General features: G+C 72.9%; 18 protein-coding genes and 1 pseudogene. 12 read left to right on the top strand and 7 right to left on the bottom strand.

Annotated elements, in window-relative coordinates; translation table 11 throughout:
- Positions 1-39: 39 nt before the first annotated feature.
- Positions 40-813, top strand: a pseudogene (locus ACZ68P_RS24505) (VOC family protein); the annotation flags it as partial.
- Between the two features lie 319 nt (positions 814-1,132).
- On the top strand, positions 1,133-3,556 hold the full coding sequence (afsK, locus tag ACZ68P_RS24500; RefSeq protein ID WP_471009614.1) for a protein serine/threonine kinase AfsK: 2,424 nt from the start codon (positions 1,133-1,135) through the stop codon (positions 3,554-3,556).
- A 27-nt stretch (positions 3,557-3,583) separates the two neighbouring features.
- Here the strand turns inward: afsK and ACZ68P_RS24495 are convergent, their stop codons facing one another.
- Entirely contained in the window at positions 3,584-4,339 is a 756-nt protein-coding gene (locus tag ACZ68P_RS24495) for a hypothetical protein (protein ID WP_471009611.1), read from the bottom strand.
- A gap of 117 nt (positions 4,340-4,456) precedes the next feature.
- Between ACZ68P_RS24495 and ACZ68P_RS24490 the strand changes: the two genes are divergently transcribed.
- Entirely contained in the window at positions 4,457-5,032 is a 576-nt protein-coding gene (locus ACZ68P_RS24490) for a hypothetical protein (RefSeq protein WP_471009608.1), read from the top strand.
- Between the two features lie 105 nt (positions 5,033-5,137).
- Here the strand turns inward: ACZ68P_RS24490 and ACZ68P_RS24485 are convergent, their stop codons facing one another.
- Genes ACZ68P_RS24485 through ACZ68P_RS24475 form a run of 3 tightly spaced genes read right to left on the bottom strand, consistent with a single transcriptional unit; the run spans position 5,138 to position 7,491 of the window.
- Complete coding sequence (locus ACZ68P_RS24485) at positions 5,138-5,914, bottom strand: enoyl-CoA hydratase/isomerase family protein (protein WP_471009605.1); 777 nt, start codon at positions 5,912-5,914, stop codon at positions 5,138-5,140.
- Positions 5,911-6,342 carry a Zn-ribbon domain-containing OB-fold protein gene (locus tag ACZ68P_RS24480; RefSeq protein ID WP_471009603.1) on the bottom strand — a complete coding sequence of 144 codons (432 nt, stop codon included), beginning with the start codon at positions 6,340-6,342 and terminating at the stop codon, positions 5,911-5,913. The genes ACZ68P_RS24485 and ACZ68P_RS24480 overlap by 4 nt, the downstream gene beginning before the upstream one ends.
- A gap of 6 nt (positions 6,343-6,348) precedes the next feature.
- Positions 6,349-7,491 carry a lipid-transfer protein gene (locus tag ACZ68P_RS24475; RefSeq protein WP_471009600.1) on the bottom strand — a complete coding sequence of 381 codons (1,143 nt, stop codon included), beginning with the start codon at positions 7,489-7,491 and terminating at the stop codon, positions 6,349-6,351.
- A gap of 91 nt (positions 7,492-7,582) precedes the next feature.
- On the opposite strand from ACZ68P_RS24475, the gene ACZ68P_RS24470 reads away from it, so the two are divergent.
- Positions 7,583-9,139, top strand: coding sequence for a FadD3 family acyl-CoA ligase (locus ACZ68P_RS24470; protein ID WP_471009597.1), 1,557 nt, complete (start codon positions 7,583-7,585; stop codon positions 9,137-9,139).
- 342 nt (positions 9,140-9,481) lie between these two features.
- Here the strand turns inward: ACZ68P_RS24470 and ACZ68P_RS24465 are convergent, their stop codons facing one another.
- Together ACZ68P_RS24465 and afsR are read right to left on the bottom strand one after the other, a co-directional pair.
- Positions 9,482-9,646: a hypothetical protein gene (locus tag ACZ68P_RS24465; protein ID WP_471009594.1), complete on the bottom strand. Its 165-nt coding sequence runs from the start codon at positions 9,644-9,646 to the stop codon at positions 9,482-9,484.
- Between the two features lie 199 nt (positions 9,647-9,845).
- The gene (afsR, locus tag ACZ68P_RS24460; RefSeq protein ID WP_471009592.1) at positions 9,846-12,812 is read right to left on the bottom strand and encodes an SARP-family global regulator AfsR; all 2,967 of its coding nucleotides are present in this window, start codon (positions 12,810-12,812) and stop codon (positions 9,846-9,848) included.
- 153 nt (positions 12,813-12,965) lie between these two features.
- Between afsR and ACZ68P_RS24455 the strand changes: the two genes are divergently transcribed.
- The 7 genes from ACZ68P_RS24455 (at position 12,966) to ACZ68P_RS24425 (ending at position 22,409) form a co-directional block, all read left to right on the top strand.
- The gene (locus tag ACZ68P_RS24455) at positions 12,966-14,183 is read left to right on the top strand and encodes an amidohydrolase family protein (protein WP_471009589.1); all 1,218 of its coding nucleotides are present in this window, start codon (positions 12,966-12,968) and stop codon (positions 14,181-14,183) included.
- A gap of 95 nt (positions 14,184-14,278) precedes the next feature.
- On the top strand, positions 14,279-15,199 hold the full coding sequence (locus ACZ68P_RS24450; protein ID WP_471009586.1) for a TIGR03619 family F420-dependent LLM class oxidoreductase: 921 nt from the start codon (positions 14,279-14,281) through the stop codon (positions 15,197-15,199).
- Between the two features lie 11 nt (positions 15,200-15,210).
- A complete protein-coding gene (locus ACZ68P_RS24445; RefSeq protein WP_471009583.1) occupies positions 15,211-15,972 on the top strand; it encodes an SDR family NAD(P)-dependent oxidoreductase in 762 nt (253 codons plus the stop codon).
- Positions 15,973-16,069: 97 nt separating this feature from the next.
- A complete protein-coding gene (locus ACZ68P_RS24440; protein WP_471009580.1) occupies positions 16,070-17,194 on the top strand; it encodes an LLM class flavin-dependent oxidoreductase in 1,125 nt (374 codons plus the stop codon).
- 184 nt (positions 17,195-17,378) lie between these two features.
- On the top strand, positions 17,379-19,118 hold the full coding sequence (locus tag ACZ68P_RS24435) for an N-acyl-D-amino-acid deacylase family protein (RefSeq protein WP_471009577.1): 1,740 nt from the start codon (positions 17,379-17,381) through the stop codon (positions 19,116-19,118).
- Complete coding sequence (locus ACZ68P_RS24430; RefSeq protein ID WP_471009575.1) at positions 19,115-20,569, top strand: aldehyde dehydrogenase family protein; 1,455 nt, start codon at positions 19,115-19,117, stop codon at positions 20,567-20,569. The genes ACZ68P_RS24435 and ACZ68P_RS24430 overlap by 4 nt, the downstream gene beginning before the upstream one ends.
- Positions 20,570-20,837: 268 nt before the next feature.
- Complete coding sequence (locus ACZ68P_RS24425; RefSeq protein ID WP_471009573.1) at positions 20,838-22,409, top strand: APC family permease; 1,572 nt, start codon at positions 20,838-20,840, stop codon at positions 22,407-22,409.
- Between the two features lie 121 nt (positions 22,410-22,530).
- Here ACZ68P_RS24425 and ACZ68P_RS24420 read toward each other — a convergent pair whose 3' ends face one another.
- On the bottom strand, positions 22,531-23,052 hold the full coding sequence (locus tag ACZ68P_RS24420) for a nuclear transport factor 2 family protein (protein ID WP_471009571.1): 522 nt from the start codon (positions 23,050-23,052) through the stop codon (positions 22,531-22,533).
- Between the two features lie 93 nt (positions 23,053-23,145).
- On the opposite strand from ACZ68P_RS24420, the gene ACZ68P_RS24415 reads away from it, so the two are divergent.
- A complete protein-coding gene (locus ACZ68P_RS24415; protein WP_471009568.1) occupies positions 23,146-23,679 on the top strand; it encodes a GNAT family N-acetyltransferase in 534 nt (177 codons plus the stop codon).
- Position 23,680: the final 1 nt, after the last annotated feature.

Here is a 23,680-nt window from a genome sequence, read left to right as displayed (position 1 = left end):
AGGCGTGCGGGGCGGTGCCCTCCGCCCTAGCGTGGACCTATGGCCGCATTCACAGAGGGCACCCCCTGCTGGGTGGACGCGCAGCTCCCCGACCTCGAAGCGGGGAAGCGGTTCTACGGCGAGCTCTTCGGCTGGACCTTCGACCCCGACCGGGACGAGGCCCTCAGCGAGGGGAAGCGCGTCGCCGGACTCGTACCGAAGCGGGACGGCCGGATGCCCACCACCTGGACCGTCTACCTCGCCACCGAGGACGCCGGGGTGCTCGCGGCCCGGATCAAGGCCGCGGGCGGCCAGATGGTGATGGAGCCGTACCCGGTAGGGCCCTTCGGCGTCCTGGCGCTCGCCGCCGACCCCGGCGGCGCGGTCTTCGGCCTGCGGCAGGCGGGTGAGGACGAGGGCTTCGAGAAGACGATGCTCCCCGGATCCTTCTGCTGGATGGAGGTCTACACGAGGGAACGGGACGCGGTCGACACCTTCTACGCCACCGTCTTCGGCTACCTCGGGCGCCAGGTGGAGGCGACCGAGGAGGGCAGGGAGAGCGACTTCGACTACCGCGTCTGGTCGCCGCCCGGCTCCCGCCCCGGCGACGACTCCTCCTTCGGCGGCCGGGCCCTCCTCACCCGCGCCGTCCCCGCCGAGATGCCGGGCCACGTCCTCGTCTACTTCGCCGTCCACGACTGCGACGAGACCTGCGAGACCGCCGTCCGTCTCGGCGGGCGCGTCACGAGCCCGCCCTTCGACACCCCGCACGGCCGGATCGCCGTCCTCCGCGACGACCAGGGCGCCCGCTTCGCCGTCCTGGCCGAGCCGAAGGAGAAGCCGGACGAGGACCGGGCCGGACGGCACGCCGAGGACCGCGGGACGGGACGCTCCGGCGAACCCGGTGACCGATCCGGCCCGGGGCCCGACGGCCGATCGGGTGACGGACGGGGCGACCGGCCGGGCCGGGAACCCGCGGAGCGGCCCTCCCACGGGCCGGCCGGCGAAACCGACGCCGAGCGTGTGCCGGACCCTGGGTATATGACCTGAGACACCCCGATCCGCCCCCGGGTTCGCAACCACCGCCTCGGACAGGAAGAATCAGGGCCACGGGGCCGTATTCTCATGGCCCGTACGGGGAGGTGGCAGGCAAGTGGAGCAGCTGACGCAGCACGACCCGAGACGGATCGGGCCCTTCGAGGTGCTGGGCCGGCTCGGCGCAGGCGGTATGGGTCTGGTCTATCTCGCGCGCTCGGCGTCCGGGCGGCGCGTGGCGATCAAGACCGTGCGGACCGAGCTCGCCGAGGACCAGCTGTTCCGTGTCCGTTTCACCCGCGAGGTCGAGGCCGCGCGGGCCGTCTCCGGCTTCTACACCGCCGCCGTGGTCGACGCCGATCCGCGGGCCGCCGTGCCCTGGCTGGCCACCGCGTACGTCCCCGCGCCCTCCCTCGAGGAGATAGTGAACGAGTGCGGGCCGCTGCCGGCCCAGGCGGTGCGCTGGCTGGCGGCCGGGGTCGCCGAGGCCCTGCAGTCCATCCACGGCGCGGGCCTGGTCCACCGCGACCTGAAGCCGTCGAACGTCCTCGTCGTCGAGGACGGACCCCGGGTGATCGACTTCGGCATCGCCTCCGGCGTCTCCAACACCCGGCTGACCATGACCAACGTCGCCGTCGGCACGCCCGCGTACATGTCGCCCGAGCAGGCCCGCGACTCGCGCAGCGTCACCGGCGCCAGCGACGTCTTCTCGCTCGGCTCCATGCTGGTCTTCGCCGCCACCGGGCACGCGCCCTTCCACGGCGCCAACCCGGTCGAGACCGTCTTCATGCTGCTCAGGGAAGGGCCCGACCTGGAGGGGCTGCCGGACGAGCTGCGGCCGCTCATCGAGTCCTGCATGCAGATGGACGTCTCGCGCCGCCCCACCCCGGCCGACCTGCAGGCGCAGCTCGCGCCCCACCTGTTCGGCTCGGGCAGTGACGACAGCGGTACGGCCTCGGCCTGGCTGCCGCAGAGCGCCACGGCCATGATCGAGCACCGCCGCGGAGGCCGGCCCAGCGCTCCCGCGCCCCTTCCGGCGCCGCCCGCCCCTCCCGCACCGCCGCGTCCGCCGCGTCAGGTGCCGGAGTGGGGCGCCGACCCGCGCGGTGGCCACGGCGCGGGCGGCCAGGGCGCCGGCGGGGGACGCCACGCGGGCCCCGCCGAGTCCGGCGGTCCCGTGCGCCTCGCCGGCGGCACCGTCCCGATCGGCCCCGGGCCCCGGGTCGCCGACACCCGCGCGGCCGTGGGCCTCGGGCGGGGGCCAGACGCGGGCCCCGCCACCGGCTGGATCCGGCCGCCCGGCGGTGCGAACGGCACCGAGCCCGGCCCGCCGCCCGGCTCCCGCCCGCTGCCGTCGCCCGCGGCGGCTCCCGATGCCCAGCCCGCCGCGCCCGAACCGGGGCACTGGCGGCCCTGGCGCTTCCGGATGTCGAACGACGTCTGGGGAACCCCTGTCGTCGCCGGCGACCTGCTCTACGTCACCTCCTTCGAGGTGCACGCCCTCGACGTGGGCAGCGGCCGCCGTCAGTTCAAGACCCGGGACGTCGCCTGGTCGATGGCCGTGTCCCAGGGCCGTATCCACGCCTCCGACGGTCCGACGCTGTACGCGCTGGACGCGGCCGACGGCGGTGAGCGCTGGCGGCTCCAGACGGACGCCTGGGTGTACTCGCTGAAGGTCGACCGGGGCACGGTCGTCACCGGCACGCGGGGCGGCGGGGTCCAGGGCTGGGAGGCCTCGAACGGCGCCAAGCTGTGGGAGATCACAGGCGCGCAGAGCGACTTCGAGACCCCGGAGGCGGGGCCCGTGGTGCACGGCGACACCGTGTACGTGTGGCGGGACGCCCGGCTCCAGGCGCTGGACGCGCGCACGGGCGCGGAGCGCTGGTCGTACCCGGTCGGCGACGCCGCCTCCTGCGGCAACGTCCCGGTCCGGGTGACCCAGGCGGAGGACGGCTGTGTGTACGTCGCGGCCGGTACGCGCGTGCTGTCGGTCGACGTCGCGAGCGGGCACGTCCGCTGGCACTTCGAGGCGCCCGCCGTCTTCCTCTCCCCGCCGGCCTTCGCCCCGGGACCCGCGGTCACCGGCGGCGGGGTCTACCTCGCCGACTACCTCGGCACGGTCTACGCGCTCGACGCGACCACCGGTCAGGACCGGTGGCGGATCGCCACCGAGGCCCGCCAGTCGGTGGAGCCCGTCCTCGTCGTCGACGGCAACGTGCACGTGGGCAGCGGCAGCGCGCTCTACACGCTCGACGCGGTGACGGGCACGCCGAAGTGGCGGTTCGCGGCGGGCGGCGAACTGATCGGCAGCCCCGTGGTCGCGGACGGCCGGGTGCACTTCGGCTCGGCGGACCACGTCCTCTACACGCTGGACGCCTCCGGCGGCCAGCTGCGCTGGAAGCTCGCGACCGGCGGCGAGATCACCGGATCGCCGGTGGCGCGGGGCGGGGTCGTGTACGCGTGCAGCAAGGACCGCTGCGTCTACGCGCTGGACGCGGTGAAGGGCACGGCGACGGGCCGGGGCGCGGCGCCGCGCGTCTGAGCCGCGGTCCGCGGGTCGGTCGGGGGCTCAGGATTCAGGGCCGCTGCCGCGGGGGCGCGGGGGCGGCGGCTCCTCCGGGTAGGGGCCGTGCCCGCCCTGGTCCGGATACGGGCCGCCCTGGCCGGGGTGTCCGCCGTGGTCCGGATATCCGCCCTGGTCGGGATACCCGCCCTGGTCCGGGTGCCGGCCGGGCGGCCGGCCCCACGGCGTCTGCTGGGGATCCTGCCGGTCCCACGGTTCCGGTTCAGGCTGCCCGGGGTGGCTCCGGTCCCAGCGCGGTTCGTCCGCTTCGTGGGGATGGCGGGGCGGCTCCTCGTACGCGTCGTCGCGCGACCGTGGTCCGTGGTCGTCGACGCGGAGCGCGTGGGAGCGCCTGCGGCCGGACATCACCGCCGAGGCCAGGAGGAGCAGCACCCCGCCTCCCAGAGCGAGGGCGGCTCCGCTCCCCAGGCCCGTACCGTCGGTCTCGATCGACAGCCCGTCCTCGATCTGGGCGACCCGGACCATCCACAGGAACGCGAAACCGAGGGTGATCAGCCCGGCGACCGCCACCAGCAGGCGCGAGCGCAGGAACAGACCGATCAGCGTCACCAGGGCGGCGAAGGCGAACGGCAGCAGGATCGAGCCGAAAACCTCGGCGCGCGTGTCCGTGATGCCGGAGAACAGGTCCTGGACGCGGTAGGCGCTGCCGTGACGGCCGTCGTACCAGGCACGGAAGGGGCTCCAGACGGCGGCCGTCGCTCCGGCGAGGGCCAGGATCGAGCCGATGACGTTGCGGACCATCGATCGGCCTCCTTCGGTCCGGCTCCCGGTCTCGACGCTACGCCGGGTGCGGGGGCCCCGCCACGCGGCGTTAGGGTGGCGCGGACACGACAGGCTTGACGGGGGACAGGAGAGACGATGGTGCGGCGACGACTCAGGCTCGCGGCGGTGCTCACGGTGGTGGTGCTCGCGCTGACGGGTTTCCAGACGAGCGCGCACAGCGGGAAGAGCGGCGGCAAGAGCAGCGCCAAGGGCCGTGGCGGGTCGAGCGGTTCGGGGGGCGGGAGCGGCGACAGCGGCGGCGGCTGCTCCAGCTCCAAGAAGAAGAACGACGACTACGACGGGAGCGGCTCCGGCTCCGGCGAGACGTACACCTCCGAGCCGACGCCCTCCGTCACGACCTCCCCCACCTCCACGGTGGAGGTCGTGGTCGTCGACTGCGTCGAGGCCGCGCAGAAGAAGCGCAAGGGCAAGCCGGCCCGTAAGGCCGACACGACCGCCACGCTGCGGATCACCTCGCGCGAGACCTTCACCGAGACCTTCCGGGTGAAGCTCGGGTTCGAGGACGCCGGCGGATACGAGGTCGACGACGCCGACGCGACGGTCACGGTCGAGCCGGGCGAGACGAAGACCTTCGAGGTGGCGATGGACACCCCGAAGGCCGTCGGCCAGGTGCGGAACTGCGTCGTCGGCCCGGTCCGCGAGCAGGAGTAGCGGCCCAGGCCGTGCGCGCGAGGCGTCCCGTCCGGCCGGGAACGCCTCCCTCGACACGGCCGGGCGGAACACGGCCGGGCGGAACACGGTCCGGCGCGACGCCGTCTAGCGGAGCCGGTAGCCGTCCGCCCGCCGGGTGAACAGCTCCGCCTGGCGGGCCGGCGGCAGGTTGCCGAGCGTCACCAGGTGCGGCGCGTGGGCGAGGGCCTGGGAGCGGGCGGCCTCCTTCGCCGACCAGAGGGCCCGGACCGTTCCCTGGACCGCCTCCGTCGGGTACGAGGCGATGACCGCGGCCGCCCGGCGGGCGGCGGCCAGCGCCCCGCCGGTCTCCGTGACCTCGGTGACCAGCCCCGTCTCGTACGCACGCCGGGCCGAGATCCGCTCGGCGGTGCCCATCAGCGCCATGCGCGCCACCTCCCCGAACGGCATCTTCTGCGCCATGTGCACGGTCTCGAAGGCGCTGACCATGCCGTAGGTGGTGTGCGGGTCGAAGAAGGCCGCATCCTCGCCGGCGACGACGAACTCCGCCTCGCCCAGGAGGTAGAACGCCCCGCCGCAGGCCATGCCCTCCACGGCGGCGACGACCGGCTTCCACAGGTCGTTCGCCTTCGGTCCGACGGCGACGAGCGGATCGTCGATCGTGTACGGGGAGGAGGGCTGGGGGACCTGGGCAGCCGCCGCGCGGTCGATACCGGTGCAGAAGGCCCGGTCGCCCGCGCCGGTCACGACGATCGCCCGGACCTCGTCCGCGTAGCGGAACCCCCGCCACACCGAGCCGAGTTCGCGCGCCATCTCCACCGTGATCGCGTTGTGCCTGGCGGGCCGGTCGAGGGTGACGACCGCGACACCGGACTCCTCGTCCGTCTCCACCCGGACGCTCATCCGCGCTCCAGCAGCCAGCGCGGCACGGTCACCCCGTCGATCTCGGTGAACGCGACCCTCACCGCGGCCCCGATCCGCAGCCGCGCCGGGTCGACCGAGTCGAGCGGGGCGTCCGGGGCGGCGACCACGTTGCCGACGAGGCGGATGCGGGGAGCGTCGGCGAGTTCGACGACGACGGCGTTGTACGGGGCCTGGGCGGCGTAGTCGGGCAGCAGCGGAGGATGCGGCAGGACGTACGACCAGATCCGGCCCCGGCCGGACATCCGGCGCCACTCGCTCTGGAAGGACCGGCAGTGCGGGCAGCACGGCCGGGGCGGGAAGCGGAGCTCGCCGCAGTGCGGGGCGGCACAGGCCTGGACGCGCAGCTCGCCCCGGGCGGCGTACTCCCAGAAGGGCGCGCCGTCCTCGTCGACGACGGGTGTGAGCATGTCGGATCAGCTCCTCAGGAGAACGGCGGAGGTGGGGACTCCCTCACCGGCCGTGACCAGGCAGGTGGCGGCGTCCGGGACCTGCGCGGTGGAGGTGCCGCGCAGCTGCTTCACGCCTTCGTTGATGAGGTTGAAGCCGTGGACGTACGCCTCGGAGAGCCCGCCGCCGCCGGTGTTGAGGGGGAGCCGGCCCCCGATCTCCAGGGCGCCGCCCTCGGTGAAGGCGGCTCCCTCGCCCCTTCCGCAGAAGCCGTAACCCTCCAGGGAGAGGGGGATGAGCGGGGTGAAGGCGTCGTAGATCTGGGCGACGTCGACGTCCTGGGGCCCGAAGTCGGCCTGCTTCCACAACTGCCGGGCGGCGGTCCAGGCGGGGCCGGTGAGCGGGTCGTCGTTCCAGTAGTTGACCATGCCGTGGTGCTGGGCGGGCAGGCCCTGGGCGACGGAGTGGACGTAGACCGGCGTGCGCCGGCAGTCCCGCGCCCGTTCGGCGGAGACGAGGACGCAGGCCAGCGCCCCGTCGGTCTCCAGGCAGTTGTCGAAGAGGCAGAGCGGTTCGCTGATCCAGCGGGAGGTCATGTACATCTCGCGCGTCAGGGGCCGTTCGTACATCATCGCCGCCGGGTTCTGGTTGGCGCGGTTGCGGCAGGCGAGAGCGACGTTGAAGAGGTGGTCCCGGGTGGCTCCGTACTCGTGCATGTAGCGGCGGGCGAGCATGCCGATCTCGTCGGAGGGGCGCAGCAGGCCGAAGGGCCGGGTCCACTGTCCGGGCGTGGGGAGCTGCGCCGAGGTGTTCTTCCAGGGTCTCGGTCCCGAGCCGCGTTTCCGTGAGCGCCAGGCGACGCCGACCGTGGCCTGGCCGGTGGCGATGGCGGCGGCGAGGTGGCCGACGGTGGCGCACGAGCCCCCGCCGCCGAAGCCGATCCTGCCGAAGAAGGTGACGTCACCGGCGCCGATGGCCTTGGCGACCTCGACCTCGTCCGTCTCCTCCATCGTGTACGACGCGAAGGCGTCGACCTCGGAGGGGTCGATGCCGGCGTCGTCGAGCGCGGCGAGGATCGCCCGGCAGGCGAGGGTCTTCTCGGATTCGGGGAGCTGTCTGGCGAACGGCGTCTGCCCGATTCCGACGATGGCGGTGGCGTCCTTGAGCACTGCAACCTCCCCGATCGCGAGCTGCTGACAGCGCGTCAGGCTACAGCTAATCTGACGGATAGTCAGCTAGTGGCGGCCGGGAGGATGACGCATGCGCGGGGACCTGGAGTGGGGAACGATCCCGAGGCTGGTGCGCTCGGCCGCCGAACGGTACGGACCCGCGGAAGCGGTCGTCGAGGGCCGGACGCGCGTCTCGTACGAGGAGCTGGGCGACCGGGTCGACCGCGCGGCCGCCGCCTGCATGGCGTCCGGTGTCCTGCCGGGCGACCGGGTCGCCGTCTGGGCACCCAACACCCTGGACTGGATCGTCTCGGCCCTCGGGGCGGTCACGGCGGGGGCCGTCCTCGTCCCCCTGAACACCCGCTTCAAGGGCACGGAGGCGGCCTACGTCCTCGCCCGCTCCCGGGCGAAGCTGCTCTTCGTCACCGGCACCTTCCTGGGCACCTCCTACGTCGCCTCCCTGCGACGCGCGGAGGTGGAACTCCCCGACCTGGAGACGGTGGTGGTCCTCGGCGACGCCGCACCGGACGACTACCTCACCTGGAAGTCCTTCCTGGGGCTCGGCGACGGCACACCCTCCTCGGACGTACGGCGGCGCGCCGACGCCGTCGACCCCTCCGCCGCCTCGGACATCGTCTACACCTCCGGTACGACGGGCGCCCCCAAAGGGGCGGTGATCACCCACGCCCAGACCCTGCGCTGCTACGGCGTCTGGGCGGACCTCGCCGGCCTGCGGACCGGCGACCGCTATCTGATCGTGAACCCCTTCTTCCACACCTTCGGCTACAAGGCGGGGATCATCGCCTGCCTGATGCGCGGGGCGGTCATGATCCCGCAGCCCGTCTTCAACGTGGACACGGTCCTGGCCAACATCGCCTCCGAACGCGTCTCGGTGCTCCCCGGCCCGCCGACCCTGCACCAGTCCCTCCTGGACCACCCGTCCCGCTCGTCGTACGACCTCTCGGCGCTGCGGCTCGTCGTGACCGGCGCCGCGGTCGTCCCGCTCCGGCTGGTCGAGCGCCTGCGCGGCGAACTCGGCGTCGGTACGGTCCTCACGGCGTACGGCCTCTCCGAGGCGAGCGGCATCGTCACCATGTGCCGTCGCGGCGATCCGGCCGACGTCATCGCGACCACCTCGGGCCGGCCGATCCCGGACACGGAGGTCCGCCTGTCGGAGTCGGGGGAGATCCTGGTCCGCGGCCACCACGTCATGCGGGGGTACTTCGAGGACGTGGAGGAGACGGCCCGGGCCGTCGACGCCGAGGGCTGGCTCCACACCGGCGACGTGGGCGTCCTCGACGAGGCGGGCAACCTGCGCGTCACCGACCGCGTGAAGGACATGTTCATCGTCGGCGGCTTCAACGCCTATCCGGCCGAGATCGAGCAACTCCTCGGCCTGCACCCCGACATCGCCGACGTGGCGGTCATCGGCGTCCCGGACCACCGCCTCGGCGAGGTGGGCAAGGCCTTCGCGGTCCGGCGGGCGGGGGCGCGTGTGACGGGGGACGACCTGATCGCCTGGGCGCGCCGGGAGATGGCCAACTACAAGGTCCCCCGGGAGGTCGAGTTCGTGCCGGAACTCCCGCGCAACGCCTCCGGCAAGGTGGTCAAGGGAGCGCTGCGGGCCCGCGTCGCCCACCCGGGCTGACACGGAGAGCCGGGCGCACGGCGAGGGCTTCGACGACGGCGATCCCCCTGAGGGGCCCAGGGGGACGACCGGCCCGGGCGCCCCACGGCATCCCGGGAGCGGCGCTCCCGCGCACAGGACGGAGGGGCCGGGCATCATGCCCGGCCCCTCCGCCACGTGTCCGGTCGCCGCGTGCCGCGCCCGACCCGGCGGGTCCCCCCCAGGTCCCGTCGGGCGTCCCCCGAGCGCTCGCGTTCCGGCATCCGGACCTCCACGGCCCCGGCGGCTCCCCCGATGGCGCCGCCGCGGCCGTTCCCCCGGCAAGAGCCGGCTCCCTGTCCCCCGTGGGCCGGCTCGGTTCGTCTACTTGAGGGGCTCGCTCGTGGCGTGGGAGTCGAGCGGCTTGATCGGCTCGCCGGTGGCGTGCGAGTCGAGCGGCTTGATGGGCTCGCCCGTGGCGTGCGAGTCCAGGGTGGTGATGTCCTCGCCCGTCGCGTGGGAGTCGGTGGGCTTGAGGTTGTCGGCCATGGAAGCTCCTGAAGTGGTGGGGCGTGCTGAGGCTGGAACGCCCGCTCGGCAGTTCCCCCGTGGACAGCCGAGCGGACGTCCAGGGCCGATCACCTTAACGGTGAGGCCGCGTGTCGTTCCGTCTGCCCCCCGACGCGGCGGATCGACAGACACGAGCATGCCGTGGGGCGATAAACGATTGATGAACGACCGCTCCGGGTCAGGCGACCGCCGCCGGGTGGAGCAGGCCGCGCACCTCCGCCGCCTCGGGTGAACCGAGGGAATCGAAGACGGTGAGCGCGTCGTGCCAGCAGGCCCGGGCCCTGTCCGTCTGGCCGAGCCCCGCGAGCCCTCGTCCCAGGACGGTGAGGACGTTCGCGCGGCGCCACTCCCCGCCGATGCCGTGCATGACCGACAGCGCCTGTTCGGCATGGGCGGCGGCCGCGGCGTACCGGCGGTCGGCGAGGTGGACCTCGGCGAGCCGGAACAGCGTCATCCCGTGCCAGAGATGCTGGCGGCTGTCCTGGAAGACACCCAGGGCCTCGGAGAGGACCCCCCGCGCCTCCGCCGTCCGGCCCGACGCGGTCAGGGCCAGGCCGAGCGCGTACTTCCCGTTGGCGACGCGCAAGGCGATCCCGGTGTCGGCCTGTTCGTAGATGGCGAGACCCTGCTTCGCGAGGTCGACGGCGCTGGGGACCCGGCCCGTCGCCAGGTGGACGCGCGACAGGTTGCACAGGGCGCTCGCCTCTCCCGGCGCGTTCCCGTCGGCGCGGAACGCGTCCCGCGCCCGCGACAGGTGCTCCTCGGCGTCCGCGTGACGGTTCTCGTACAGGGCGAGGATGCCCCGCTCGTTGAGCGCGTTGCAGCACGTCCAGGGGTCCGCGCAGGAACGGTCCGCGTCCATGGCGGCACGGGCCTGCTCGTCGGCCTCCTCGAACCTGCCGGCCGTGCTGTACACCTGGCTGAGGGTGGTGCGGGCCCGGCCCTCGGAACGGACGTCGCCGAACGCGCGGGCGGCGTCCCGCGCGGCCACCGCCGCCATCTCGAACCGCAGCGAGTTCACGCCCGATTCGGCCAGGTCCTTCGTGGCCATCAGGAGGTCCACCGCGCGGCGCAGGTACGGGCGGGCGAGGGACTGCTGGGCGCAGGCCAGCACGCAGTCCGCCTCGGCGTGCAGCCAGTCGAGCGCCTGGGCGGGGTCGGAGAAGGTCAGACCCGAGTGGTGCGTGGCCTCCAGGTGCGCGACCGTCCGGTCTCCCGGCCGCTCGATCGCGTACACCCTCGCCGCCGTCGCCAGGTAGAAGTCGAGCAGCCGGGAAAGCGCTCGCTCCCGCTCCACCGGCGACACCTGGTCCCGCTCCGCGCAGGCCCGCGCGTACAGCCGCACCAGGTCGTGGTAGCGGTAGCGGCCCGGGGCCGCGGACTCCAGCAGGGAGGTGTCGACCAGGGCCTCCAGGAGGTCCTCGGTGTCCCGGGCCGGAAGGTCCAGGACGGCGGCCGCCGCCGCGAGGGAGATGTCCGGGCCGTCCGCGAGGCCGAGCAGACGGAACGCGCGGGCCTGGGCGGGCTCCAGCTGGCCGTAGCCGAGTTCGAAGGTGGCCTTGACCGCGAGGTCGCCCGCCTGCAGCTCGTCGAGGCGGCGACGCTCGTCGGCCAGCTTGGCCGCCAGGACGGCGACCGTCCAGGTGCGGCGGGCCGCCAGACGGGAGGCGGCGATCCGGATGGCGAGGGGCAGGAAGCCGCAGGCGGCGACGACGTCCAGGGCCGCCTCCCGCTCGGCCGAGACCCGCTCCGCGCCGACGATGCGGGTGAAGAGCTGGAGCGCCTCCTCCGGGGACATCACGTCCAGGTCCACCAGGTGCGCGCCCGCCAGGTCGACCATCCGGATCCGGCTGGTCACCAGGGCGGCGCAGCCCGCCGTGCCCGGCAGCAGGGGGCGGATCTGGGCCGCGTCCCTGGCGTTGTCCAGGAGCACCAGGATCCGGCGGCCGTCGAGCGCCGAGCGGTACAGCGCCGCCCGCTCGTCCAGGGAGTCCGGGATCGCGGAGTCGGGCGTGCCCAGGGCCCGCAGGAACGCGGCCAGGACGGTCTCCGGGGCCGCCGCCCGCGCGCCCGCGCCCTGGAGGTCGACGTAGAGCTGGCCGTCGGGGAAGTGCGGGCGGGCCTCGTGTGCGACGTGCACGGCCAGGGTCGTCTTGCCGACGCCACCGATGCCCGCGAGCGCCGACACGGCCATCACCGAGCCCTCGGCCGTGGCGAGCCGGTCGCCCAGCTCCCGTACGAAGGAGGCGCGGCCGGTGAAGTCCGGCACCGTGGCGGGGAGCTGCGCGGGCCGGGCGACGGTGGGCGCCGGGGCCGGCTCCTCGACCGGGCGGGCCAGTTCGGCGTCCGCCCGGAGGATCCGCTGCTGGAGCCGGGACAGCTCGGGGTTCGGGTCGACCCCCAGTTCGTCGGCGAGGAGCCGGCGGGTGTCCGCGTAGACGGCCAGCGCCTCCGCCTGCCGTCCGCTGCGGTAGAGCGCGAGCATGAGCAGCTCGCGCAGCCGCTCCCGCAGCGGGTGCGCGGCGGTGAGCGCGGTCAGTTCGGAGACGGCCTCCGCGTGGGCGCCGACCTCCAGGTCCGTGTCGAGCCGGGTCTCCAGGAGCTGGAGGCGCCACTCCTCCAGCCGGGTGCGCTGGGTCTCGGCGTACGGGCCGGGGACGGAGGCCAGCGCCTCGCCGTCCCACAGGCCGAGGGACTTGTCGATCAGGGCCCGGGCCCCGCAGCGGTCCCCGGCCGTCCGGAGCTTCTCGGCCTCGGCGGCCAGGTCCCCGGCCACGTTCAGGTCGAGGGCAGCGTGGTGGGTGCGGACGGCGTACCCGCCGGACTCGCTGACCAGGACCCCGGCGGGCAGGACCTTGCGCAGCCGCGAGGCGTACGTCCGTACCGCCGCCAGCGCCTGGGAGGGCGGCTCGTCCCCCCAGATGGCGTCGATCAGCTCGCCTGCCGTGGCCGTGCGCCCGTCGCGCAGCAGCAGCGCCGCGAGCAGCGCGCGCTGCTGCGGCGACCCGGAGGGAAGTGCTTCTCCGGCCCGCCAGGCGCGGACCGGGCCGAGCACGCCGAAGCGCAGGTCGCCACCGACGTCGTCGGAACCACCTGTCGACGGAGCCCGCTGCTCCGGAACTCGCGGGCCGTTCTCACGGTCCATAGCTCCCCCTGCCGTGCCGCTGGTTTCGCCCTGGACAGTCTGCCTTGTCCGGAGCGAGCGCGTCAGCATCGGGTGACTGTCTGCACAAGTCCCGCCAAAGGATGCGCGCCCAGACTAGCTGACGGACCGTCAGATGGGCGCTACCGTGAGGCCATGGAGACCTTCCCCAGGATCATCTCGGTGGACGACCACACCGTGGAGCCCCCGCACGTCTGGCGGGACCGGCTCCCGTCCCGGTACCGCGACTCGGGCCCCCGGATCGTCCGCGCCCCGCTGAAGGAAATGACCTTCCTCGGCGGGAGGTTCGCGCCCGTCATGGGCGCCAAGGGCGACGAAGGACCGATCGGCGACTGGTGGGTGTACGAGGACCTGCACCGGCCGCTCACCCGCCTCGACACCGCCGTCGGCTACGACCGCGACGAGATCAGGCTCGAAGTGATCACCTACGAGCAGATGCGGCCGGGGTCCTACTCCGTGCCCGACCGCCTCGCCGACATGGACGTGAACCACGTCCAGTCCGCGCTCTGCTTCCCCACCTTCCCGCGCTTCTGCGGGCAGACGTTCACCGAGGCGAGCGACCGGGAGCTCGGCCTCCTCGGGGTGCGGGCCTACAACGACTGGATGGTCGAGGAGTGGTGCGGCCCGGAGGCCCGGGGCCGGCTCATACCCCTCACGCTGATCCCGCTCTGGGACGCGGAACTGGCCGCCGCCGAGGTCCGCCGCAACGCCGCCCGGGGCGTGCGCGCCGTCGCCTTCTCCGAGATCCCGCCGCACCTCGGGCTGCCGTCGGTCCACACCGACGACTGGGACCCTTTCCTGCGCGCGTGCGACGAGACCGGGACGGTCGTCGCGATGCACATCGGCTCGTCCAGCCGGATGCCGTCCACCTCCGCCGACGCCCCGCCCGCCGTCGGCTCCACGATCACCTTCGCCAACTGCTGCTTCTCGATGGTCGACTGGCTGATGAGCGGCAAGTTCGAGCGCTTCCCGAACCTCCGGGTGATGTACGCGGAGGGGCAGATCGGCTGGATCCCCTACATCCTCGAACGCGCCGACGTGGTGTGGGAGGAGAACCGCGGCTGGGGCGGCGTCGCCGAGAAGGTGCTGCGCCCGCCGTCGGAGCTCTTCGCCGAGCACGTCTACGGCTGCTTCTTCGACGACGCCTTCGGGCTGCGGAACCTCGACGCGATCGGGGTGGGGAACGTCCTCTACGAGACGGACTATCCCCACTCGGACTCCACCTGGCCCAAGTCCCGGGAGGTCGGCGAGGCCCAGATGGGTCACCTCGCGCCGGACGTCGTCGAGCGGATCGTGCGCGGCAACGCGATCGAGCTGCTCGGCCTGACGGCGGACGGGCTCTGGCGCCCCTGACCGGACCGCGTCGGCACGACCCTTGTCTGATGGAGCGTCAGCGACGACGATGGGGCCCCTTCGTTTCCTGACGGTGTGTCAGTTAAGGGGTCCCCATGGTCGTCTACGGAATGCAGCTCCCGGTCCAGTCGCAGAGCACCCTCTACGCCGAGCCGTGGGAGGCCGCCGCCGGCCCCGCCGACCTGGTGGAGATCGCCCGCGTCGCCGACCGGACCGGCTTCGACTACATCGCGAGCTGCGACCACGTCGCGATCCCGCGCCGGCTCGCCGGTCCGATGAGCACGGTCTGGTACGACCCGGTCGCCACGCTCTCCTTCCTCGCCGCGGCCACCGAGCGCGTCCGGCTGCTCTCCCACGTCGCCGTCGTCGGCCTGCGCCACCCGCTGGTGACCGCCAAGGCGTACGCGACCCTCGACCACCTCTCCGGCGGACGGCTGGTGCTCGGGGTCGGGGCCGGGCACGTCCAGGAGGAGTTCGAGGCGGTCGGGGCGGACTTCGCGGGGCGCGGTCCGCTGCTCGACGAGACGATCGACGCGCTCCGGGCGGCCCTCGGACCGGAGGAGTACCCGGAGCACACCGGCGAGCGGTTCGCCTTCAAGGACCTGGGGCAGCTGCCCCGGCCCGCCCAGGAGCGGGTCCCGGTGTGGGTCGGCGGCTCCTCGCCGGCCGCCGTGCGCCGGGCCGCCCTCCGGGGGGACGGCTGGCTGCCCCAGGGCGACCCCCGAGGCAAGCTCCCCGCCCTGATCGCCCGGCTCACGCGCCTGCGCGAGGAGGTCGGGATCGAGACCCCGCTCACCGTCGGGGCGATCGTCGAGCCCCTCTACGTCGGCACGGCGGGCTGGGACGTCGGCCGGCGCACCCTGACGGGCCGGCCGGAGGCCCTCGCCGAGTCGCTGAACGCGTACGGCGCGATGGGCGTGCACCAGATCCAGGTCCGCTTCCGCTCCCGCTGCCGGAGCGAACTCACCGACCAGATGGCGGCCTTCGCCGCCGACGTCGCCCCCCACCTGACCTGAGGAGACCGCACATGGGCAAGCTGGACGGACGCGTCGCCGTCATCACGGGCGCCGCGCGCGGGCAGGGTGAGCAGGAGGCGCGGCTCTTCGCCGCCGAGGGGGCGCGGGTCGTCCTCGGGGACGTCCTGGACGGCCCCGGCGAGGCGCTCGCCAAGGAGCTGGGTCAGGAGCGGGCGGCCTACGTCCACCTGGACGTGACGAGCGAGGAGGACTGGGCGGACGCGGTCGCCGCCGCCCGGGACCGCTTCGGGCGGATCGACGCACTGGTGAACAACGCCGGCATCCTCCGCTTCAACGAGCTGGTCTCCACCCCGCTCGAGGAGTTCCAGCGGATCGTCTCCGTCAACCAGGTCGGCTGCTTCCTGGGGATACGGACCGTCGCCCCCGAGATCGCGGCGGCGGGCGGCGGGACGATCGTGAACACCGCCTCCTACACCGGCCTGACGGGGATGGCGGGCGTCGGGGCCTACGCCGCGACCAAGCACGCGGTCCTCGGCCTGACCCGGGTCGCGGCCCTGGAGCTGGCGTCCTCGGGGATCCGGGTCAACGCCGTCTGCCCGGGCGCCATCGACACCCCCATGAGCAATCCGGAGGGCGTGGACCCGGCGGCGACGGCCGAGCTGTACCGCACGCTCGTACCGCTGGGTCGGATCGGCCGGCCGGAGGAGGTCGCGGCGCTGGCGCTCTTCCTGACCGGGGAGGACTCGTCGTACATCACGGGACAGCCGTTCGTGATCGACGGCGGATGGCTGGCGGGGGTCAGCCTTTTCTGACGCCTCATCAGCTATTGACGCCCCCGCGCGGCGGTGCCAGAGTCGGGGCCATCGAATATCTGACGGTACGTCAGAAACAACGAGGACGGTGAACCCCTTGGAATTCGGGATCTTCGTGCAGGGATACGTCGGCAAGCGCGCCGAGACCGATCCCGAGGCCGAGCACAAGGCTCTGATGGAGGAGACCGAGTACGTCATCCAGGCGGACGCGTCCGGGTTCAAGTACGCCTGGGCCTCCGAGCACCACTTCCTGGAGGAGTACTCGCACCTCTCGGCCAACGACGTCTACCTCGGGTACCTCGCCCACGCCACCGAGCGGATCCACCTCGGCTCCGGCATCTTCAACCCGCTCGCCCCCGTCAACCACCCGGTCAAGGTGGCCGAGAAGGTCGCCATGCTCGACCACCTCTCCGGCGGGCGCTTCGAGTTCGGCACCGGGCGCGGGGCCGGCTCCCACGAGATCCTCGGGTTCATGCCGGGCATCACCGACATGAACCACACCAAGGAGATCTGGGAGGAGACGATCGCCGAGTTCCCCAGGATGTGGCTCCAGGACGAGTACGCCGGCTTCCAGGGCAAGCACTGGTCGCTCCCGCCCCGCAAGATCCTGCCCAAGCCGTACGGGAAGTCCCACCCGGCGATGTGGTACGCCGCCGGGTCGCCCTCCTCGTACGCCATGGCGGGGAAGAAAGGGCTCGGCGTCCTCGGGTTCAGCGTGCAGAAGGTCTCCGACATGGAATGGGTCGTCGAGTCCTACAAGTCCGCGATCAAGGAGGCGGAGGCGGTCGGGGACTTCGTCAACGACAACGTCATGGTGACCTCGACGGCGATCTGCGCGGAGACGCACGACAAGGCCGTCGAGATCGCCGTCGGCGGCGGACTCAACTACCTCCAGTCGCTGCTCTTCCGCTACCACGACACCTTCCCGCGGCCCGAGGGCATCCCGGAGTGGCCCGAACTCCTGCCGGAGTACAGCGCCGAGCTCATCGAACTCCTCATCGCCGAGGAGCTGATGATCTGCGGCGACCCGGAGGAGGTCACCCGCCAGTGCAAGCGCTGGGAGCAGGCGGGGGCCGACCAGCTGTCGTTCGGGCTGCCGATCGGGATCTCGTACGAGGACACGATGAACTCGATCAGGCTGATCGGCGAGCACGTGATCCCGAAGATCGACACGGACCCTGTCCACCGCACCACCCGCTTCCGCGGGGCCGCGGGAGCCTGACCCACGTCGCGCCCCGGCCTCCCGAGGGGGACGGCCGCCCGTACGGGACCGGGTGGGCGCCAGTGAAGCGCGGGGTGGTGTCTTCCCGGACCGCCGCCCCGTCACCGGCCCCGGTCGGAGGCACCGCGGCCGCGGCCGGCTGCGGAGCCCCCGGCCGGGGCAGTCCACGTGAGGAAGGGACACCATGCTCGACCACCTGATCAAGGGCGCCACCGTCGTGGACGGGACCGGCGCGCCGGGCTTCGTCGCCGACGTCGGCATACGCGACGGGCGGATCGTCCTCGTCGCCGGACCCGGCACCGTCACGGAGGCCGCCCGTACCACCGAGGACGCCACCGGCCTCGTCCTCGCGCCCGGCTTCGTCGACCCCCACACCCACTACGACGCCCAGCTCTTCTGGGACCCCTTCGCCACCCCCTCCATGAACCACGGCGTCACCACCGTCGCCGGCGGCAACTGCGGCTTCACCCTCGCGCCCCTCCACCCCGGCCGGCCCGAGGACGCCGACTACACCCGCCGCATGATGTCCAAGGTCGAGGGCATGGCCCTGAAGGCCCTTGAAGAGGGCGTCGACTGGAGCTGGTCGTCCTTCGGCGAGTACCTCGACGCCCTCGAAGGGCGGATCGCCGTCAACGCCGGCTTCATGGTCGGCCACTGCGCCCTGCGCCGGTACGTGATGGGCCCGGACGCGGTCGGCGGGCAGCCCTCCGAGGAGCAGCTGGCCCGCATGGTGGCCCTGCTCCACGACGCCATGGAGGCCGGCGCCTGGGGCCTGTCCACCACCCAGTCCGTCACCCACTCCGACGGCGACGGCGCCCCCGTCGCCTCCCGGCACGCGACCCCCGAGGAGCTCGTCGCCCTCTCCCGGGCCGTGGGCGAACACGAGGGCACCCAGCTCGAAGCGATCCTCGCCGGCTGCCTCGACCAGTTCTCCGACGCCGAGATCGACCTCTTCGTCGAGATGACGGCCGCCGCCGGACGTCCGCTCAACTGGAACGTCCTCACCATCGACGCCGCCGTCCCCGAACGCGTCCCCCGCCAGCTCGTCGCCTCCGAACGCGCCCGCAGGTCCGGCGGCCGGATCGTCGCCCTCACCATGCCGATCCTCACCCCCATGAACATGTCGCTGGGCACCTTCTGCGCCCTCAACCTCATCCCGGGATGGGGAGAGGTCCTCTCCCTCCCCGTCCCCGAGCGGATCGCCAAGCTCCGCGAGCCCGACGTGCGCGCCGAGATGCTGCGGCGCGCCGACTCCAGGGAGGCCGGCGTCTTCCGGCGCCTGGCGCACTTCGGCCGGTACGTCATCGGGGACACCTACAGCCGCGAGAACGAGGGCCTGACCGGCCGCGTCGTGCGGGACATCGCCGCCGAGCGCGGCCAGGACCCCTTCCAGTGCCTCGTCGAGATCTGCGCCAACGACGACCTGCGCACCATCCTGTGGCCCATGCCCACCGACAACGACCCGGCCTCCTGGGCGCTGCGCCGCGAGACCTGGGAGCACGAGGACGTGATGCTGGGCGGCTCCGACGCCGGCGCCCACCTGGACCGCATGTGCGGAGCGCCGTACACCACCCGCTTCCTGGGCGACTGCCTGCGCGGGCGCCGGCTCGTCCCCCTCGAACAGGCGGTGCGGATGCTCACCGACGACCCGGCCCGGCTCTTCGGTCTGCGGGAGCGCGGGCGGATAGCGGAGGGCCACCACGCGGACCTGGTCCTCTTCGACCCCGAGCGGATCGACGCCGGCCCGGCGACCCTGGTGCACGACCTGCCCGGGGACAGCCCCCGGCTCGACTCGCGGGCGATCGGCGTCGTCTCCGTCCGCGTCAACGGCGTGGAGACCATCCGCGACGACGAGGTGACCGGCGCCGTCCCGGGCAGGGTGCTGCGCTCGGGGCGCGACACGAGGACGGTGAGCACCCGGTGAGGACCGAGCGGCTGTACATCGACGGGGCGTGGACCGAGCCCGAGGGCGGGCACTACGAGGTGGTCGACCCGGCCACCGAGGAGGTCGTCGGCCTCGCGCCCGAGGCCTCCCGCGCCCAGGTGTACGAGGCGGCCGCCGCGGCCCGCGCGGCCTTCGCCACCTGGTCCCGCACGAAGCCGGAGGAGCGGGCCGCGATCCTGGACCGCGCCGCGGACCTCATGGCCCGTGACGCCGAGGCGAACGTGGCCCTCGCCCGCGCCGAGACCGGGGCCACCACCGCCACCGCGCGCGGGATGCAGGTCGCCGTCGGCTCCTCCCGCTTCCGGCGGTACGCGCGGGGGGCCCTGGAGCCGGTCGAGCGGGCGCTGCCCCCGCAGGTCAACGAGGCGGGTCCGATGGGCAGGGCCGGGGTCTTCGGGGCGGTCGCCGTCCGCCGCCCGGTCGGGGTGGTCACCTGCATCACGTCGTACAACAACCCGTGGGCCAATCCGGCGGGCAAGATCGCCCCGGCGCTCGCCATGGGGAACACGGTCGTGGTGAAGCCGGCCCCGCAGGACCCGCTCTCGGTCTACGCGATGACCAGGGCCCTGGCCGAGGCGGGCGTCCCGGCGGGCGTCGTCAACGTCGTCACGGGCGCGGGCGCCTCCGTCGGTGAGGCGGCCGTCGACTCCCCGGACGTCGACATGGTCTCCTTCACCGGCTCGACCGCCGTCGGGCAGCGGATCGGCGAGGTCTGCGGCGGGGCGCTGAAGCGGCAGCTGATGGAGCTGGGCGGCAAGGGCGCGGCGCTGGTCTTCGACGACGCCGACCTCGACTCGGCCGTGGCGGGCATCGGTACCACCTTCTCCTTCTACAGCGGGCAGATCTGTACGGCCCCCACCCGGGTCCTCGCCCAGCGCGGGATCCACGACCGGCTGGTCGAGAAGCTCACCGCCTCCCTCTCCTTCATGACGGTCGGCGACCCGGCGGCGCGGGGCACGGTGGTCGGCCCGGTGATATCGGCGGCGCACCGCGACCGGATCGAGGCCTACGTCGACCTGGGCAGGAAGGAGGGCGCCAGGGTCGTGGCGGGCGGGGAGCGTCCGGACCGCCCGAAGGGCTTCTACGTCGCCCCCACGCTCCTGGCGGACTGCACCAACGACATGCGGGTCGTCCGGGAGGAGATCTTCGGCCCGGTGGTCGTGGTGGTCCCCTTCGACGACGAGGAGGAGGGGGTCGCCCTCGCGAACGACAGCGACTACGGCCTCATCGACTACGTCTGGTCGGGCGACGTGGCCCGCGCGTTCCGGATCGCGGGCCGGCTGCGGGCCGGCGGCGTCGGCGTGAACACCGTCGGGCGGAACATGGAGGCGCCGTTCGGCGGGTTCAAGAAGAGCGGTGTGGGCCGCGACGTCGGCTCGTACGCCCTGCACGCCTACAGCGAGACGCAGGCGGTGGTCTGGCCCGGTTGATCGCCCGACGGGGCCTTCGGGTCCCTCCGGACGACGGCGGGAAAAACGGCACGGGAAATTTTGGAATCGGACATTCCGGGCCCAGCTGCGGTTCCCGCATATCGGACGTCCTCCGGCGGTCCAACCAATCGGTCGGTATGCCGGATCGTCGATCTTTCAATCATTGGCGATCGGCAGGATTCCGCCTCGCAATGCAAGGTGAAGATCGATGCTGTGAGTGGATTGCGATCTTCCGGATGTGGAAACCGCAGCACTTAACGTCCTGTTCATGACTCAGGTGGATGCACGGCCCCAGGCCGGAGACACGGTAAGGGGCGTCGACGCCCCGGGCGACACCCAAGGCGTACGCCGCAAGGGACTGGGCGGGAACTCCGTCGGGCTGATGGGCAGTGCCGTCATCGGCATCTCCACCGTCGCCCCGGTCTACTGCCTGACCTCGACGCTCGGCTCCACGGCCGGCGAGGTCGGACTCCAGATGCCCGCGATCTTCCTCGCCGGCTTCCTCCCCATGCTGCTCGTGGCGTTCGCCTACCGCGAGCTCAACAAGGTCATGCCGGACTGCGGCACCTCCTTCACCTGGACCGTGAAGGCCTTCGGCCCCCGGATCGGCTGGATGTGCGGCTGGGGCCTCGTCATCGCGACGATCATCGTCCTCTCCAACCTCGCCGGGGTCGCGACCTCCTACTTCTGGCTGCTGGCCGGCGAGATCACGGGCAACCCGTCGATCGCGGCCCTGGACGACAACAAGGCCGTCCACATCGTCACCTGCCTCGCGCTCATCGCGCTGGCCACGGCGATCAGCTACCGCGGCATGACCGCCACCAAGGGCGTGCAGTACGCCCTCGTCGGCCTCCAGCTCGTCGTGCTCGTCGTGTTCGTCGCCATGGCCTTCCAGAAGGCCGGCAGCGGCGCCTTCGACACCGGCCTGAGCTTCTCCTGGTCCTGGATGAACCCGTTCGCCGTCCAGTCCTTCGCGGCCTTCACCGCCGGTCTCTCCCTCTCGATCTTCATGTACTGGGGCTGGGACGCCTGTCTCGCCACCAACGAGGAGACCTCCGGCTCCACCAAGACCCCCGGCCGCGCCGCGCTCGTCGCGATGGTCGTCCTGGTCGCCTCCTACCTGGCCACCGGCATCGCCGCCCAGATGGCCGTCGGCTCCGGCGACACCGGCCTCGGCCTCGCCAACCCGGAGACCTCCGACAACGTCTTCGCCGCCCTCGCCGGCCCGGTCATGGGCCCGGCCCTCGGCATCCTGCTCTTCGTCGCGGTCCTCGCCTCGGCGGCGGCCAGCCTCCAGACGACGTTCATCCCGGTGGCGCGCACCGTGCTGGCCATGGCGGCGTACGAGGCCCTCCCCGCCTCCTTCGCCAAGGTCCACCCCCGCTTCAAGGTCCCCGGCAAGGCCACGGTCGTCGCGGGCGTCGCGACCGGCGTCTTCTACACGGTCATGACCGTGGTCAGCGAGAACGTCCTGGTCGACACGATCTACGCGCTCGGCCTGATGATCTGCTTCTACTACTCGCTCACGGCGTTCGCCTGTGCCTGGTACTTCCGCAAGGAGCTCTTCCACTCCGGCCGGAACCTCCTCTACAAGGGCGTGTGCCCGGTGCTCGGCGGCATCCTCCTGACCGCGGTCTTCGGCAAGACGCTGTACGACATGTGGGACCCGGCCTACGGCAGCGGCTCCTCGGTCCTCGGCGTCGGCTCGGTCTTCGTCATCGGTGTCGGACTGCTGCTGCTCGGCGTGGTGATCATGCTGGTGATGCAGCGCAGGAGCCCCGCGTTCTTCCGGGGCGAGGTGCTGACCAAGGAGACGCCGTCGCTCGTCGTCGCCGACTGAGCGCCGGCACGAGCACCAGCAGCACGATCGCCTGAGTCGCAGTACCGAAGGTGGCGGGACCGGACGGGGTCCCGCCACCTTCTTCGTACCCCGCTGACCCGGAGCGGCCGGCCGCTCCGGGTCAGCGGGGGGCGGCGGCCGTGTCGGGCAGCACCGGCCGGTTTCCCCGGGTCCACGCGATGCGCAGCTCCGACCGGGACAGCCGCCAGCCGCCGGGGGTGCGGACGAACTCGTTCTCCGTGCGCCCGCCGGAGACGAACAGGCCGCCGTCGCCCGCCAGGACATGGGTGGAGAGCTGGTTGCCGAGGAGGGTGGCCCGGTCGCCCTCCACGTCGACCAGGTAGTTCGACCCGAAGTGGACGGTCCGGTCGAAGAGCCGCATCGCCATCCGTACGTTCGCGGCGACGGCGTCCCGGCCGCGGACGTCCCCCGCGGGGGTGGACGTGGTCGCGTCCTCGGTGAAGAACGCGGCCGCCCACCTCCCGTCGAAGTCGCCCCGGTCGTCGAGGGAGCGCAGGTAGCGGTCGAAGAGCCGGGTGACGGCGGCGACGTCGACGAGGGCGGCGATGTCGGCCGCGGAGGCCGCGGAGGCCGCGGAGACCGTGGTGTCCGTGGAGGTCGTGGTGTCCGTGTCCGTGTTCATACGACGAGCCTCATGGCTCAACCATGCTTGAGGTCAAGAGGCGGCGACACCGTCCGATTACCGTCACGCCGCCGTGTTCGACAGGATGGGGCCATGACCGAGATCCGTACCCCCCGACTCCTCCTCCGCCGCTGGACCGACGACGACCTCGTCCCCATGGCCGAGATCAACGCGGATCCCGAGGTCATGCGCTGGATCGGCGACGGCTCCGTGCGCGATCTGGAGGAGACCGCCGCGGACATCGAGCGCTGGGAGGAGGAGTGGGACGAGGAGGGCTTCGGGCTCTTCGCCGTCGAACTGCTCGGGTCCGGCGAGCTGATCGGCTTCGCCGGCCTCTCCGTCCCGGAGTTCCTGCCCGAGGTGCTGCCCGCCGTGGAGATCGGCTGGCGGCTCGGACGCCCCTTCTGGGGACAGGGCTACGCCTCCGAGGCCGCCCACGCCGCCCTGGAGTTCGCCCTCCAGGACCGCGGCCTGGACCGGGTCGTCAGCATCACGCACATCAGCAACACCGCCTCCGAGAACGTCATGCGCAAGCTCGGCATGACCCCGGAGCGCGACACGGTCCACCCCGTCTTCGACGTCCCCCTGCGGGTCCACGCCATCGACCTCAGCGAGTACCAGGGCTGAC

It is taken from the genome of Streptomyces sp. NPDC036822 (assembly GCF_055609145.1).
The sequence above is the reverse complement of the archived record's forward strand: the minus strand, read 5'-3'. Positions and strand labels throughout refer to the sequence as shown.